Annotated in this window: 17 protein-coding genes and 1 pseudogene; 13 read left to right on the forward strand and 5 right to left on the reverse strand. The window is 71.5% G+C overall.

Annotated elements, in window-relative coordinates:
* Nucleotides 1–163: 163 nt before the first annotated feature.
* A complete protein-coding gene (locus JW613_RS28845; RefSeq protein WP_209213819.1) occupies nucleotides 164–313 on the reverse strand; it encodes a thioredoxin domain-containing protein in 150 nt (49 codons plus the stop codon).
* Nucleotides 314–558: 245 nt separating this feature from the next.
* Between JW613_RS28845 and JW613_RS28850 the strand changes: the two genes are divergently transcribed.
* The gene (locus JW613_RS28850; RefSeq protein WP_209213820.1) at nucleotides 559–1,812 is read left to right on the forward strand and encodes an APC family permease; all 1,254 of its coding nucleotides are present in this window, start codon (nucleotides 559–561) and stop codon (nucleotides 1,810–1,812) included.
* Between the two features lie 23 nt (nucleotides 1,813–1,835).
* The gene (locus JW613_RS28855; protein WP_209213821.1) at nucleotides 1,836–2,018 is read left to right on the forward strand and encodes a hypothetical protein; all 183 of its coding nucleotides are present in this window, start codon (nucleotides 1,836–1,838) and stop codon (nucleotides 2,016–2,018) included.
* Nucleotides 2,019–2,028: 10 nt separating this feature from the next.
* Here the strand turns inward: JW613_RS28855 and JW613_RS28860 are convergent, their stop codons facing one another.
* Nucleotides 2,029–2,334, reverse strand: coding sequence for an Rv3488 family transcriptional regulator (locus tag JW613_RS28860; protein WP_209213822.1), 306 nt, complete (start codon nucleotides 2,332–2,334; stop codon nucleotides 2,029–2,031).
* An 88-nt stretch (nucleotides 2,335–2,422) separates the two neighbouring features.
* Between JW613_RS28860 and JW613_RS28865 the strand changes: the two genes are divergently transcribed.
* The 6 genes from JW613_RS28865 (at nucleotide 2,423) to JW613_RS28890 (ending at nucleotide 5,575) form a co-directional block, all read left to right on the forward strand.
* Nucleotides 2,423–2,911 (forward strand): phosphatase PAP2 family protein, encoded by a 489-nt coding sequence (locus JW613_RS28865; protein ID WP_209213823.1) that lies wholly within the window; start codon nucleotides 2,423–2,425, stop codon nucleotides 2,909–2,911.
* Nucleotides 2,908–3,387 carry a hypothetical protein gene (locus JW613_RS36935; RefSeq protein WP_209213824.1) on the forward strand — a complete coding sequence of 160 codons (480 nt, stop codon included), beginning with the start codon at nucleotides 2,908–2,910 and terminating at the stop codon, nucleotides 3,385–3,387. Before JW613_RS28865 ends, JW613_RS36935 begins: the two co-directional genes overlap by 4 nt.
* A 94-nt stretch (nucleotides 3,388–3,481) precedes the next feature.
* The gene (gene crcB, locus JW613_RS28875) at nucleotides 3,482–3,967 is read left to right on the forward strand and encodes a fluoride efflux transporter CrcB (protein ID WP_209213825.1); all 486 of its coding nucleotides are present in this window, start codon (nucleotides 3,482–3,484) and stop codon (nucleotides 3,965–3,967) included.
* Nucleotides 3,964–4,317: a DUF190 domain-containing protein gene (locus JW613_RS28880; RefSeq protein ID WP_209213826.1), complete on the forward strand. Its 354-nt coding sequence runs from the start codon at nucleotides 3,964–3,966 to the stop codon at nucleotides 4,315–4,317. The genes crcB (JW613_RS28875) and JW613_RS28880 overlap by 4 nt, the downstream gene beginning before the upstream one ends.
* A complete protein-coding gene (crcB, locus tag JW613_RS28885; protein ID WP_209213827.1) occupies nucleotides 4,314–4,688 on the forward strand; it encodes a fluoride efflux transporter CrcB in 375 nt (124 codons plus the stop codon). Before JW613_RS28880 ends, crcB (JW613_RS28885) begins: the two co-directional genes overlap by 4 nt.
* A 344-nt stretch (nucleotides 4,689–5,032) precedes the next feature.
* Nucleotides 5,033–5,575, forward strand: coding sequence for a class I SAM-dependent methyltransferase (locus JW613_RS28890; RefSeq protein WP_209213828.1), 543 nt, complete (start codon nucleotides 5,033–5,035; stop codon nucleotides 5,573–5,575).
* Between the two features lie 306 nt (nucleotides 5,576–5,881).
* Here JW613_RS28890 and JW613_RS28895 read toward each other — a convergent pair whose 3' ends face one another.
* Entirely contained in the window at nucleotides 5,882–6,328 is a 447-nt protein-coding gene (locus JW613_RS28895; protein WP_209213829.1) for an anthrone oxygenase family protein, read from the reverse strand.
* 91 nt (nucleotides 6,329–6,419) lie between these two features.
* On the opposite strand from JW613_RS28895, the gene JW613_RS28900 reads away from it, so the two are divergent.
* Nucleotides 6,420–7,004 carry a TetR/AcrR family transcriptional regulator gene (locus JW613_RS28900; RefSeq protein WP_209213830.1) on the forward strand — a complete coding sequence of 195 codons (585 nt, stop codon included), beginning with the start codon at nucleotides 6,420–6,422 and terminating at the stop codon, nucleotides 7,002–7,004.
* Nucleotides 7,005–7,199: 195 nt separating this feature from the next.
* On the opposite strand, the gene JW613_RS28905 is transcribed toward JW613_RS28900, so the two are convergent.
* Complete coding sequence (locus JW613_RS28905; RefSeq protein WP_209213831.1) at nucleotides 7,200–8,414, reverse strand: metallophosphoesterase; 1,215 nt, start codon at nucleotides 8,412–8,414, stop codon at nucleotides 7,200–7,202.
* Between the two features lie 488 nt (nucleotides 8,415–8,902).
* Here JW613_RS28905 and JW613_RS28910 point away from each other — a divergent pair, with 488 nt between their 5' ends.
* From JW613_RS28910 to JW613_RS28920, 3 genes and pseudogenes are all read left to right on the forward strand, one after another.
* Nucleotides 8,903–9,337 carry a PGPGW domain-containing protein gene (locus JW613_RS28910; protein ID WP_209213832.1) on the forward strand — a complete coding sequence of 145 codons (435 nt, stop codon included), beginning with the start codon at nucleotides 8,903–8,905 and terminating at the stop codon, nucleotides 9,335–9,337.
* A 320-nt stretch (nucleotides 9,338–9,657) separates the two neighbouring features.
* Nucleotides 9,658–10,410: a DUF8017 domain-containing protein gene (locus JW613_RS28915; RefSeq protein ID WP_245226456.1), complete on the forward strand. Its 753-nt coding sequence runs from the start codon at nucleotides 9,658–9,660 to the stop codon at nucleotides 10,408–10,410.
* Nucleotides 10,411–10,683: 273 nt separating this feature from the next.
* Nucleotides 10,684–11,168 (forward strand): annotated as a pseudogene (locus JW613_RS28920) (PhzF family phenazine biosynthesis protein); the annotation flags it as partial.
* A gap of 25 nt (nucleotides 11,169–11,193) precedes the next feature.
* Here JW613_RS28920 and JW613_RS28925 read toward each other — a convergent pair.
* Complete coding sequence (locus JW613_RS28925) at nucleotides 11,194–11,877, reverse strand: HAD family hydrolase (protein WP_209213833.1); 684 nt, start codon at nucleotides 11,875–11,877, stop codon at nucleotides 11,194–11,196.
* A 114-nt stretch (nucleotides 11,878–11,991) separates the two neighbouring features.
* Between JW613_RS28925 and JW613_RS28930 the strand changes: the two genes are divergently transcribed.
* Complete coding sequence (locus JW613_RS28930; protein ID WP_209213834.1) at nucleotides 11,992–13,557, forward strand: FUSC family protein; 1,566 nt, start codon at nucleotides 11,992–11,994, stop codon at nucleotides 13,555–13,557.
* The last annotated feature ends 85 nt before the right edge of the window (nucleotides 13,558–13,642 follow it).

Raw genomic sequence — 13,642 nt, forward strand, 5'->3', positions numbered from 1 at the left:
TCTTGCCGGTGACGGCTGCTCAGCCTCGACTGCACGGCCCTTTTCCCAGCCCGCGCCTGTTCCGGCTGCGACGCACGGGCTACGACGAGCGCCGTCGCCAGGGCCACCAGCGGCGTCCGTGCTTCCCGGCGTCCTCGTCCGACGGTACGAGGTGTGGGGCGCGCTACCGGGCAAGGGCCAGCACATCGCGCGCCCGTGGGTTGACCTGCGCCTGGCCTGCGACCTCCACGGTGGGTACGGTTTCGTCCCCGCCGGTCACGGACCGTACGTACGCCGCGGCCCGCTCGTCCTCCCAGATGTTGCGCCGTTCCACGACGGGGAGCACCTGGGCATCTCTTCGCCCTGCAGAGGAAGACGGTCACCTCGCAGCCGCTCGACGTCGCCCGGATCCCGGCCCCGCGCCTCGCTGTCGGCCGACGGCGCCCTGCGGGCCGTCGGCCCTTCCTCGGAACGCGCAGTGCTGGGGCTCGACCATGGGCACTGCTTCGACCTCATATATCGTCTGCCGATATCGGAAGCCGTTAAGTGTGCGGCCGTGTGTCGCTGAGGAGTGTGCCCATGAGCAAGCCATCGACTGGCGGCAGTGTCCCGGAGGAGTTGCGGCGGACGCTCGGCGTGCCCGACGCCGTCACGATCGGTCTGGGCTCGATGATCGGCGCCGGGATCTTCGCCGCGCTCGCCCCGGCCGCGCACGCGGCCGGCTCCGGGCTGCTGATCGGCCTGGCCCTGGCCGCAGTGGTCGCCTACTGCAACGCCACTTCCTCCGCCCGGCTGGCCGCCCGGTATCCGGCATCGGGCGGCACGTACGTGTACGGCCGTGAGCGGCTCGGCGAGTTCTGGGGCTACCTGGCGGGCTGGGCCTTCGTGGTCGGCAAGACGGCCTCCTGCGCGGCGATGGCGCTCACCGTCGGCTCGTACGTGTGGCCGGGCCAGGCGCATGCGGTCGCGGTCGCGGCGGTGGTGGCGCTGACGGCGGTGAACTACGCCGGGGTGCAGAAGTCCGCGCTGTTGACCCGCGCCATCGTGGCCGTGGTCCTGGCGGTGCTCGCCGCAGTGGTGGTCGCCGCTCTCACCTCCACCGCGACGGATGCGGCCCGGCTGGACGTCGGCTCGGACGCGACCTTCGGCGGAGTGCTCCAGTCAGCGGGCCTGCTCTTCTTCGCCTTCGCCGGGTACGCGCGCATCGCCACGCTGGGCGAGGAGGTCCGCGACCCGGCCCGCACGATCCCGCGGGCGATCCCGATGGCGCTGGGCATCGCTCTCGTCGTCTACGCCATGGTCGCGATCTCCGTCCTGATGGTGCTGGGCCCGGACGGGCTGGCCGGGGCGGCCGCGCCGCTGTCGGACGCCGCCCGGGCCGCAGGCGCGGATCGGCTGGTCCCCGTCGTCCGCGTCGGCGCGGCTGTCGCCGCGCTGGGCTCCCTGCTCGCCCTGATCCTCGGTGTCTCCCGCACCACGCTGGCCATGGCCCGCGACCGGCACCTGCCGCACGCCCTGGCCGCCGTCCACCCCAAATTCCAGGTGCCGCACCTCGCCGAGCTGGTCGTCGGCGCTGTTGTGGCCGTGGCCGCCGCGACCGGGGACCTGCGCGGGGCGATCGGGTTCTCCTCCTTCGGTGTCCTGGTCTACTACGCCGTCGCCAACGCCTCCGCCTGGACCCTCGCCCCCGAGGAGGGCCGCCCGGCCCGGGTCATTCCGGTCGTGGGGTTGGCGGGCTGCCTGGTGCTGGCCTTCGCGTTGCCCGTGTCGTCGGTGATCTCCGGTGCTGCGGTCCTGGCCGCGGGCGCCGCCTGGTACGGCGCGCGGAGCTGACCATTCCTACGATCCGTCTGATCATGCGATCGGGCGGCGCCCCGCTGTTCACCGGCAAGTCCGGCTGGTGGGACTTCGCCCACGCATCACGCACCGACCTCGCCCAGCTGTGCGGCAGCCTCTTCCTGCTCCTCGTCGGCGCCTACTCCCTCGATGCCCGCCTCACCCGCCGAGCCGCCGCTTCGGGCGAGGCCGCAGGCCGCTGACGCGCCGGATCTACGGGGCGTCGTCGCCGAGGACCTCGCGGGCCAGCTCCTTGAGCGCCTTGCGGTCCTCGGCCAGGGCCTTCTTCCCGGCCCCGGTCGCCTTGTAGACGCGCCGGGTGCGGCCGTCGACGACGCGCTGCTCCGAGGTCAGCAGTCCGCCTGCCTCCAGCCGGTGCAGCGTCGGATACAGCGTGCCGGGGCTGATCCTGTAGCCGTGCGAGGCGAGCTCCTCGGTCATCCACGCGCCGTGGATCTCCTCCTCGGCCGCGTGATGAAGGATGTGCAGCCTCACCGCACCCCGCTGGAACTCCCGCACCTCTATCCCGCCTCCCCGCCCACAGGGCAGTGATGAAACCGATATCGGATACCGAGTCTACGACGGGCCCGCCGGTCACCCCCGCTCTGTGCGCTGCCGCTGTGGTCGGCGAGCCAGGCGCGGGGCACGAGACCAGGACCCCGGCAGGCGGCCAGGACCGGCCAGAGGAGCGGCGACCGCCTGGCTCGCCGCACCGGCCGGCAAAGCCGCCCTGCTGCTCACCGCCGCCGCGGCGCTGACCATCGCCCTGGTCGTCGCCGGCGTGCGGCCCGTGGTGCGCCTGGACCAGGCGGTGGCCGTGCGTCTGCACGCGGTCGCGCTCCAGTGCCCCGGCCTCACCCACGCCAGCCGTAACGGCACCGACCGGGTCGTCGATCCGTGGACCATGCGCCTGCTGCTCGCCGCAGCCGTGGTGTGGCTGTGGCACCGGCGCCAACGGCTCCTCGCCTGGTGGGCGGCCTGCACCTCCGCCGTGGAATGGGCGCTGCGCTCCGTGCTGCGCTGGGCCGTCGGCCGCGACCGTCCCGGATGGGACGCCCCGTCGACTCCGCCGCCATGCCCTCGGGTCACGCCATGACCACGGCCGCCACCTGCGTGCTGCTGCTGTGGATCGCCCACATCATCCACATGCCCGCCGGCCCGGTACGCCTCGGCGCGGCCACCGCCGCAGTTGCCGTTGCCGCCGTCTGCTTCACCCGGGTCTTCCTCGGCGTGCACTGGCTCACCGACACCCGACAGGCTGAGCCGGGGCCTGCCACAGCCCCAGGCAAGGGGTCTTGGTGGGGGAAGCGGGCGGTGAGGTGCGCGAAGACGCGGTCGAGTGAGTGCTCGCTGTCCATGACAGGACTCGGATTCAGATATCGGCCTCCGATGTCGATTCACGCTATCTGCTTCGCCCTCACTCAGCGGCAGGCCGCCGACGTGCTCACCCGTACACAGCCCGAACGCCCCACCCAGCACGGCGACGTTCAGCACGGCACTGGCGGTCGTACCCTGGTCGTTGGCGGCGGGCTCCGGCACGGGGCGGCCGCGCGGCGGTGGGGCCCGCCGTAACCGAACCGTGGCACCGGCTGCCGCCAACGGTCCCTACTTGCGATCACGCGCGCCCTGAGAATAGGGCGCCTGGCGAGTAGGAGACGTGTACCTGATGAAGCCGCAGCATTACCCGGCCGTGGGTGAGCCCACCGACCCGGACGTCGACCTCCATGTACCCGTTCAGCGCCCCGGACCGTGGCGGGCGCAGGTTCCCGTGGTGGTCGTGGTGGCGCTGGGCGGCGCGATCGGTGCCTCTGCCCGTTACGGAGCGTCGCTGCTGTGGCCTACGGCGAGCGGCGGCTTCCCGTGGACCACGTTGACAGTGAACACGGTCGGCTGCGCGGTGATCGGCGTGTTCATGGTCGTCATCAGCGATGTGTGGGCCGCACACCGGCTGGTGCGGCCGTTCTTCGGCACCGGGGTGCTGGGTGGGTTCACGACGTTCTCGACCTACGCGGTCGACATCCAGCAGCTGGTCGACGCCGGCCGGGCGGGCGCGGGGCTGGCCTATCTGGGATTGACGCTGCTGGTGGCACTGGCGGCGGTATGGAGCGCGGCGTGGGCGACGCGCCGGATCGTGGCGTGGAGGCAAGCATGACAAGGCTGACCGGTCGCGCGCTGCGCGTGACGATCTTCATCGGCGAGAGCGACGTCTGGCACCACAGGCCGCTGTACACCGAGGTCGTGCACCGGGCCCACAAGGCGGGGCTCGCCGGGGCGTCGGTGTTCCGCGGCATCGAGGGCTTCGGCGCCTCCTCTCTGATCCACACCAGCCGCCTGCTGTCGCTGAGCGAGGATCTGCCCGTCGCCATCGTCATCGTCGACGACGAGACCCGCATCCGCGCGTTCCTCCCGCAGCTCGACGAGCTGGTCACCGAGGGCCTGGTGATCCTCGACGACTGCGAGGTCATCCGCTACGCCGGCCGGAGCGAGGAGCGTGCGCGGTGAACTGGCTGCTGGTCATCGCCGGCGCCGCCGTCGGCGCACCCCTGCGATACCTGACCGACCTGGCGGTGCAGAAGCGGCACGACACCGTTTTCCCGTGGGGGACCTTGACCGTGAATGTGGCCGGCTGCCTGGTCCTGGGCCTGCTCACCGGAGCGATCATCTACGGCGCCGCCTCCGACTCGGTGCAGTTGCTGGTCGGCACCGGGTTCTGCGGGGCACTGACCACCTACTCGACCTTTTCCTACGAGACGATGCGGCTCGCGGAGACGGGGGCGAAGGTCTTCGCCGCCGCCAACGTCATCGCCGGCGTCGTCGCCGGGCTCGGCGCGGCGTTCATCGGCGTCGCGCTCGCGCGGGCGTGCTGGACCTGATCCTGGTCACCCGCAAGCTGCGGAACAAGATCTTGTGCTCCTGCACCACTTCGGCCAAGAGCGGGTACCCCTCGTGATGCTGCCCGCCAAGCTCGGTCCAGGCGTCGACGAAGGCGCAGCCGCGGAACCCCGGCATGTCGACGGTTGCAGATGTTCGACCGACCGGCGGAAGACCGGAGCGGCCATCAACGCGGCGATCTCCAGCAGGCGTAGGACCGATCTGATCGACCGGTCCCACCCCTTTTTGGTACATGATCTACGCCAACGCCCCGCGGCCGAGGTCGTCGCACGAGCGGACCCGGGGCGAGTGTGATGGCGGAGGTCCGATGTGCCAGGGTGCCCGTATGGCGTGGAATGGTGCGGAGTACCAGGCTCGGTTCGACAGGATCGCCGCGGAAGGCGGGGATGTGCACGGCGAAGCCGCGTTGGTGCGTTCCTTGGGACCGTCCAGCGTCCTCGACGCGGGGTGCGGCACGGGCAGGGTGGCGATCGAGTTGGCGCGGCACGGGATCGACGTGGTGGGGGTGGACCTCGACTCCTCGATGCTGGCCACGGCCCGACACCTCGCCCCCGATATTCCCTGGCATTTGAGCGACCTGGCCGGCCTCGACCTCGGGAGGTCCTTCGACGTGGTGGTGATGGCGGGAAACGTTCCCCTGTTCACCCCACCGGGAACGGAACCGGCCTTGGTCGCCGGAGTGGCGGCACACGTACGGCCGGGAGGCCGCCTGGTGGCAGGCTTCTCCCTGGACCGGGGCTACACCCTGGACGATTACGACGCACACTGCGTCGCGGCGGGCCTGATGCCTGAGACGCGCTACGCGACGTGGTCCCGTGAGCCCTACGCTGGTGGGGCGTACGCGGTTTCGATTCACCGCAGGCCCTGAGCGCCGGTCACGCTCCCGGGCTTGGCGCCTCACGGCATGCGAGGTCGTGGAGGCGCGGGCGCGGAACTGCGCGCTCAGGACGTGGCCGACCCGGTCCTGGCTGCCGCCGCGCAGTCGGTGGAGCGGACGTACGCGTGGCGAGGGCGCGTCCGGAGAGTCGCGCAGGCCATCGCGGTGCGTAGCTTGTCGGGGTCGCGGTTGTGGGCTCTCAGCGGCAGCTGCGTCCCGGATATGGGGAGTTCGGTGGCCCGCCGCCGTCCGTGGAGCGGGGATCGCGCGCCACCAGCGCGGTGTCGGCCCGCGGGCTCAGGCGAGGGCGGTGACTAGCAGGGTGAACGCGGCGATGATGACGGCTACGCGGACGTAGTGGAAGCGGTCCCAGCGGTTCATCTGCTCCTTCCAGTCCTCGGGCCGGTTCTCGACGGTCCACGTCTTGCCCCGGTTGTTGATCGGCACGAGCAGCAGGAGGGACATCACCACGCTGAGGACCAGCAGCGCGCCGGCGAGGGTGACGAGTCCCGCGCCGTCGTGGTGCCGTCCGGCGATGGCCCAGACCGCGACGAGGACGAGCGAGCCGATGTACCAGACGGGCATGACGGCGCCGAGCATCCGGCCGCCGTGGCTTCGGCCGCGTTGGCTGCTGTCGTCGGGGAGGGCGTTGAGGATCGGGTTGATGACGAAGGAGACGGACAACTCCACTCCCACCATCAGGCCGACGATCACGGTGGTGGCGATCTCAAGTGCGTCGAGCATGACTACCCCTCCTGGAATCTAGTGGTGCTAGATGATGGGGCGACGCTAGTCCTACCGTTGCTTGCTTGTCTAGCGATGCTAGGATCGAATCATGTCGGTACAGGAACGCAAGGAGCGCGAACGGGCGGCCCGCGAGCGCCTCATCGTGGCGACGGCCCGCGAACTCGCCGAGCAGCAGGGCTGGGACGCGGTCACCACCCGCCGGCTCGCCGAGCGCATCGAGTACAGCCAGCCCGTCCTCTACAGCCACTTCCGCGGCAAGCGCGAGATCATCGGCGCCGTCGCCCTGGTGGGGGCGGCCGAGATGGCCGCGGTGCTGCGGGCTGCGGCCTCCGCTGTGGACGCGGACGGTCCGCGCGCCCGGGTCACCGCCCTCGCCCGCGCCTACCTCGACTTCGCCGAGCGCAACCCGGCGGTCTACGACGCCATGTTCCAGCTCGACGGCGGCCTGGCGTTCGCACACGAGGAGACTCCGGAGCCGCTGAAGGACGCCTTCGCCGCCCTGCTGGAGACTCTCGGCGAGGTCGCCGGGGACGGCGTCCACCCGGCACTGTTCACCGAGGCGTTCTGGGCGACCCTGCACGGGCTGGCCACCCTGACCCGGGCGGGACGACTGCCGCCGGAGGACACCGATCGGAGGGTGGAACTGCTGGTGGGCCGACTCGCCGTGGTCTGACACACCGTCCCTTTGGGCACACCGTCCCTTTGGGCACGCGGCCGGGGCCCTCGGGCCCCGCTGCCTGCCTGCGGCAATTGCTTCCGGCCACTCGCGCACGCACGGCGCAGCCGCAGATCGCCGGGCCTCGCACCCCCGACGGGACACCCGCCTCGGAAGCTGCGGTGCTCATCGATCACGACCCGATACGCGCCCCTACGACGAGGTGGACCGTAGCGGGGAGCGGAGCACGAGCAGGGTGATCTCGCTGGGGGCGAAGACGCGGAAGGGCGGGCCCCAGAAGCCGGTGCCGCGGCTGGTGTAGAGGAGGGTGCGAGTGCCGTGCCGGCTGAGGCCGGCGAGGGCTGGTTGGTCGAGGCGGACCAGGTGGTGGAAGGGCCAGATCTGGCCGCCGTGGGTGTGGCCGGAGAGCTGGAGGTCGATGCCGTGCGCTGCCGCGCGGTCGATGAACTTGGGCTGGTGGGCGAGGAGGAGGACGGGGTCGTCGGGGTCGGCGCCGTGGAGGGCTCCGGCGAGGTGGGCGCCGTGGCCCGCCAGTCCGGAGGACTCGGCGGTGACGTCGTCGACGCCGGCGACCACGAGGGTGTCGCCGTCGCGTTCGAGCAGGAGGTGGCGGTTGCGCAGCGGCTCCCAGCCCAACTCGTCCATCAGGTCGACCCAGCCCTGGGCCTCGCTGTAGTACTCGTGGTTGCCGGTGACGTAGACACGGGCCCGGGTCGCCTGCACGGTACCCAGTGGGGCGGCCTGGGCGCGGCGGCGTTCGGCCGTGCCGTCCGCGATGTCGCCGGTGTGGCAGACCAGGTCGGCCTCCAGGGTGTTCACCGTCTCGCAGACCCGTGCCGACCAGCGGGCGCGGTCGAGCGGACCGTAGTGGGTGTCGGTGATCAGAACCACTCGGGTGCCGTCCAACCCGGCTCCCAGACGCGGGAGTTGCACGTCGAGTCGACGCACTCGTGGCACGCGTCGAGCCTCGGCGTACCCCCAGGCGAGCAGTACGGCGGTCACGCCGAGGACGGCCCAGGTGACGAAGCGCGCCCGGCCCTGTCCGTCACCGACGCCGGCCACGGTCAGGGCGAGCCGCAGCGGGACGAGCAGCACGGACCAGGTGAACAGGACCCAGACGCTGCCCAGCAGCGTGTCACCGACGATCGCCGCCTGGTCCTGCTGGCGCCGGCCGTGGCCGCGCACCATCGCGAGCGGCATACCGACCAGGCCGAGCGCGAACAGCGCGGTGCCGATCAGGGTGACAGGGAGCGGCCAGTGCTGACCGGTGTGCAGGAGGATCCAGCACGGCACGGCCCACAGCAGGACGGGAGCGATCATGGGTATGTAGCGCATCAGGCGATGCAGTCGGCTTCGTGGCGCCTCGTGGGCTTCACTGTCGGCGGATCGGTCGCTGGTCTCGGTCACGCTTCCCCTCCTGAGGTTCTGTCCGTCGGGTGGTGCCCGTGACGGAGCCGGGTCGTGGCAGCCGGCGGCCACGGTTCAGTGCCCGTGTCGGCCATCTCCGTGGCTCCGGCGTGGTCCGCCGCCCATGTCCTGATTCTGCTCCGACCCCAACTGCCGGATGCTTTCGGGGGATCATTGTCCGCCGTCGTGGAAAGGGGCCATCCTCCAGGTTCCGGTGAGTCCGTTCCGGGTGGGCCCTCAGACCGACCGACCGGGGTCATCCGCGGGTCACGCGGCAGTGGTTCCCCCGGGACCGGCGCTCCGGATTGCTCTTCGCGTAGCCGTATCCTCGCGGCGGGGACAGCTCGGCTGCAGCCAGTCGGGTGACCGGTGGGCGTGGTACCGGCCCTCCGCCGGTACGGCGACCAACCCTGGTGCAGCAAGCCCCCGGCCTGCGGCGCGGTCAGGGGCGAAGGAGCCGATTGCGAGCGACGGGAACGGGAGAGGACGTGGCGGACAACAACCTGCATCCGGTGCTGCGGGCCGTATGGGCCGTTGCCGGCGGGGTGCTGGTCGCAGTGGGCATCGCGTTGCTTGTCCTCCCCGGCCCCGGCTTGTTGCTGGTGTTCGCCGGCATGGTCCTGCTCGCCCGTGCCGTCCCCGCTCTGCACCGGCACTTGGAACCGGTGCGGGCCCGCGCCATGCAGGCCGCCGAGGAGAGCGTGTCGTCCAGGTGGCGGATCGCCGGATCGACGGTGGTCGGCCTCGGACTGATCGGCGGCGGTGTCGCCTGGGGACTGGTGCCGCAGTTGCCGTTCAGCGGCTGGAGCACCGGTGGGAGCCTGATCGTCTCCGGCGTCGTGCTCTTCGTGCTCCTCGTCTGGAGCTATCGCCGACTGCAGCGCCTGCGGGTGGCCCGCCGGCCAGGGCCGCCCGGTAGGTGACCTCGTGGTCGAGTGCGCTTCGACTGGTCGTCGGAGTGTCAGCGGGGTGACGCCCGGCGGTTCCGCACGAGTGCGGCGCCGCCCCGAGGTGGGCGTTCGGAGCGGGCGGTGGACGGTTGGTGCGGTGCCCGTGCGTGTCGCGTGCAGCAGTTGCGAGCGCGGTGTCACGAGCACGTATCCGTCTCGTAGCGGACCTCCATCCGGTGGAGGAGGAGACCTGCAGTTCACTTAGGGTGTCGATCATGTCTCAGTCAAGAATCCGCCGGCGAGCGGCCCGCCGACAGTCCACTCCGATCCCGTCCCGCCGAACGAGGAAGAGCATGGTGGTGGCCGTCGGTATCGGTATGGCCGTCGCTCTGAGCGGGTGCAACGACGACACGGGCAAGTCCTCGGACAAGGGCTCCGACGCCGCGGCGTCGAAGACACCGTCGGAATCGTCAAAGTCCGCTGCCCCGGAGAGCCCCTCGGGCGACCAGCCCGCGGTGGCTGGTTGGCAGACGCAGACTTCGAAGAAGCACCACTTCCGGTACGACGTGCCCGCCAAGGCCAAGAAGTGGAAGCTCCTTCCCGAGGAGACGGCCCTGTCCTACCTGGACAAGAAGGGCAAGCCGATCGTCGTCATGACCGCCGCCGCCAACTACCGGGAGGGCGGCTGCCCGTCGAGTCCCAACCCGAAGGCGCTCGGTGAGGCGGGCAAGGGCCAGCTCGCCACCGTCGGCACCACAGGTGGCGGCAAGGAGGGCAGCCTCCAGGAGAACGCCCGTAACTGGGCGGGCAACTGGGGCTTCGCCGCATACGGCGGTGAGGACCACAAGCCGAAGATCAAGGTCAGCAAGCCCAAGCCGTGGAAGCACGGCGGTATCGACGGCTACACGGCGACCGCCGAGGTCACCGTCACCAACCGGCCGGGCTCCTGTGTCCCGCCCAAGGCAGTTGTGCACAGCATCGCGCAGAAGCTTCCCGACGGCACCATGCACGGCTGGGTGATCTACGCGGACCAAGGAGTTCCCAAGGCGCTGAGCGGGGCCGAGATCAAGAAGATCATGAGCACTGTCCGGGCCACGGGCGACTGACGTCCAAACGAGCCGGGCCCGTGGCGTCAGGCGCAGGCGCAGACGCAGACGCAGGCACGGGTCCGGCTCGGCACATGTGCGGGACGGTGCAGGCCTCCCGGGGGGCGGTGCAGGCCGCCAGGGCACACGCCTTCGATCGCTGCCCGCCGTACTCGGAACGCGCCGCCGACGAACAAGCGGTGCGGCCGGGCACACGCCGCCGACAGCCGGCTGGGACGACGCCCGGATGCTCGCAACGGCGGCCGAACTGGGCTACAGCGAGTCCGCCTTCGGGATCTTGACGAGGCGCTGGCCGCGCTGGGGTGGAAGGCGACGGGCTTGCCGCCGAGCCCGCGCCGCGCATCGCCTACGCGGGCGCCCGCCACCTGGTGCTCGCGGCCGGGACGCGAAGCCGGCTCGCCGACCTGGACCACGACTTCGACCGGCTCAAGCGGCTGATGCTGAAGCTGGATCTGACCACCGTGCAACTGGTGTGGCGCGACGCCCCCGACGAGCAGGGCGACCCGGTCTTCCATGTCCGCGACCCGTTCCCGGTCGGCGGCGTGGTGGAGGACCCGGCCACCGGTGCGGCAGCGGCAGCCTTCGGCGCGTACGCCAGGGAGAGCGGCCTGGTCGCCTCGGACGCTCGGCTCACCCTGTACCAGGGGCAGGACATGGGTCGCCCCGGCACGCTCACCGTCACCCTCCGCGCCGACGACCCCCGGATACGGGTCAGTGGCAGTGCCGTCCCGATACGCGCGCCCGCGCAGCAGTCGTGACCGTCGGCCCGCGTCCCGTCCCCGCTCAGCCGACGATCCAGTCGTAGGCCTTCTGCGCGTCGAACTCACGCTGACCGCCGGGGAACAGCAGGTCGGCGCCGGAGAACGCCGGATCGGTGACGTGGGCCGGAACATAGGGAACCGCTACGCAGCGCATTCCGGCGCGGTGGGCCGCCTCCGCGCCGGGTGGGGCGTCCTCGACGACCACGCAGCCGGCGGGGGAGACGCCGAGCCTGCGGGCCGCTTCCAGGAAGACGTCCGGTTCGGGCTTGCCGTGCGGCACCTCTTCCGCCGACACTCGCAGCGGCAGCAGCTCATTGAGGCTTGTTGCGCCCAGTACGGCATCGATGGCGGCGCGCGACGACCCGGAGGCGACGGCCAAGGGGTGTCCGGCCGCGTCGAGGCGCTCGACCAGCTTGCGCATCTCGGGGAATACCTCTGTGCCGGAGTGCGCTAGCTCCAGGTAGAGGCGGTTCTTCTCCGCCAGCAGCGTCTCCACGGATGCCGCGAGCCCGTTCTCTCGGCGCAGCGTCTCCAAGGTCTCCTGGGTGCCGATACCGATGAACCGCAAATGGTTCTCCCATGTGAAGCCGGGAACACCGTGTGCGGCAAGGAGGCGCCTGCCCGCCTCGTAGTAGTGCGGCTCGCTGTCGACGAGGGTGCCGTCCAGGTCGAAGATGACCGCGGGGCCGGCAGCAGAACTGATCATGCGTTCCAGCATGCCAAACGCTTGCGATTTGGCCGCAGGTGGGAAGGGGTGCTTTCCTCTTCGTACCAGCATGTGGACACATGGCCGACCAGGTCAGCCCGGATTGGAGGGGTTTTGGAGAAGTCGCTTCGGAAGCCCGGGGGAAGGACCCCAGCACATCTCCTCCGTCGCACCGTCGCGACACTCGGTCCGGACCACTCCCGCAGGGCATGTGTCTCGTCGCGCGCAGTGGTCGGTATCGGACTCGCCGTCACCGTCTGCGCGCTCGCCGGTCTGCCGCTGCAGGCCGCTGTCGCCGGGGGACTGGTGGCGCTGCTCGCCCTGTTCACCGTCGCGGACCCGACGGTGCGGGGGCAGGCCGTCAGCACGGCACTGCTGCCGGTCGTCGGATTCCCCGTCCTCGCGCTGGCCGCATTCCTGCACGAGCTGTCGCTCGCCCGGGACGCGGCGTTCCTCGCCGTCGTCTTCGCCGGGGTCTACGCCCGGCGCTGGGGGCCGCGTGGCAACGCGCTCGGGATCTTCGCTTTCATGCAGTTCTTCGCCGCGCAGTTCCTGCACACCGTCCCCGACCAGCTGCCGCAGGTCTTCGCGGCCGGCCTTCTGGCCCTGCTCGCCGCAGCGCTCACCCGGTTCGTCCTGTGGCCGATCGAACGTGGTGCCCGTCCGCAGCCCGCAATCGCGCCGGTGGGCGGTCGGGGCTTGAGCCGCCCCACCACCCGGCAGGCCTTCCAGGCGCTCGTCGCCTGTGGCTTCGCGCTGGCAGCGGGCCAGGCGCTCTCCCTGGACCGCTGGTACTGGGCGGTCGGCGCCGCCTGGTGGATCTTTGTGAACACCGCTTCGCGAGGCGAGACCCTGGTACGCGGCTTCCGCCGGGTCCTGGGCACCGTCACCGGGCTCGCGGCCGGGCTGCTGGTCGCGGTACCCGCCGACGGGGCGCTCGCGCCCACCCTCGCCGTCGTGGCCTGCTGCGTCTTCGGGATCTTCTACACGGCGCCGCTGTCCTACTCCTGGATGATGTTCTTCGTGACGCTGATGGTCGGCATGCTCTACGGCCTGCTGGGCGTGCTCCACCCCGGTCTGCTCGGACTGCGTCTGGAGGAGACCGCCGTGGGCGCACTGGGCGCCGCCCTAGCCGTCGCCCTGGTGCTGCCCGTCACCACGCACGCCGCGACCGAGGTGTGGATACGGCGCGCGGTGCACTGTGTGCACGAGTGCGCCCTCGATGCGGCCCGCCGCCTCGCGGGCGGGCAGGGCGACGGTCCCGAAGCCCGTATCGCCGAGCTGGAGCTGCTGCTGGGGCGCGTACGGCTCTCGGTCGCGCCCCTCGTCCACCCCCTCAGCCCGCTGCGTGCCCGTAAGGCCCGGGCCCGCCAGGTGCTGGCTCTGCTGGACGACTGCGCCCGGCAGATCCATGGCCTGACCGAGGCCGCAGCCGACCCGGCCGCCTCGCACGACGCACGGCTCACCGCCGCCTGCGAGCGCGTGGAGGCCGCCGTACGCCGCCTGGCTGCCCCCGCGCCGGGCCAGGCCGCCGCGGTGCACGGCGCGGGCGCTCCGGCCGCCGCTGCCGCCGCAGAGCCGCCGCCCGGCGACCAGGCCCTGGCTCACCTGCACGCCCTGGAAGCCGCGCTGCACCAGCTCGCCACCCCGCTGCACACGCACCCGAGGGCGGCTGCCTAGCGACAGCCCGAGGGCTGCCGAGGGGCTGCCCAAGCGACGCGGCTCGCCCGGCATTTGGTCCAGACCACAGGCCGTGCTCCTGTTA

The organism is Streptomyces smyrnaeus (assembly GCF_017676345.1).
Classification (GTDB): Bacteria; Actinomycetota; Actinomycetes; order Streptomycetales; family Streptomycetaceae; genus Streptomyces; species Streptomyces smyrnaeus.

Bases quoted from the DNA above. Each gene is read 5' to 3' on its own strand.
- JW613_RS28855 (WP_209213821.1), top strand. From the start codon at position 1,836: ATGCGATCGGGCGGCGCCCCGCTGTTCACCGGCAAGTCCGGCTGGTGG.
- JW613_RS28850 (WP_209213820.1), top strand. From the start codon at position 559: ATGAGCAAGCCATCGACTGGCGGCAGTGTCCCGGAGGAGTTGCGGCGG.
- JW613_RS28925 (WP_209213833.1), bottom strand. From the start codon at position 11,877: ATGATCAGTTCTGCTGCCGGCCCCGCGGTCATCTTCGACCTGGACGGC.
- JW613_RS28890 (WP_209213828.1), top strand. From the start codon at position 5,033: ATGGCGTGGAATGGTGCGGAGTACCAGGCTCGGTTCGACAGGATCGCC.
- JW613_RS28900 (WP_209213830.1), top strand. From the start codon at position 6,420: ATGTCGGTACAGGAACGCAAGGAGCGCGAACGGGCGGCCCGCGAGCGC.
- JW613_RS36935 (WP_209213824.1), top strand. From the start codon at position 2,908: ATGACCACGGCCGCCACCTGCGTGCTGCTGCTGTGGATCGCCCACATC.
- JW613_RS28895 (WP_209213829.1), bottom strand. From the start codon at position 6,328: ATGCTCGACGCACTTGAGATCGCCACCACCGTGATCGTCGGCCTGATG.
- JW613_RS28880 (WP_209213826.1), top strand. From the start codon at position 3,964: ATGACAAGGCTGACCGGTCGCGCGCTGCGCGTGACGATCTTCATCGGC.
- crcB (WP_209213825.1), top strand. From the start codon at position 3,482: ATGAAGCCGCAGCATTACCCGGCCGTGGGTGAGCCCACCGACCCGGAC.
- JW613_RS28915 (WP_245226456.1), top strand. From the start codon at position 9,658: ATGGTGGTGGCCGTCGGTATCGGTATGGCCGTCGCTCTGAGCGGGTGC.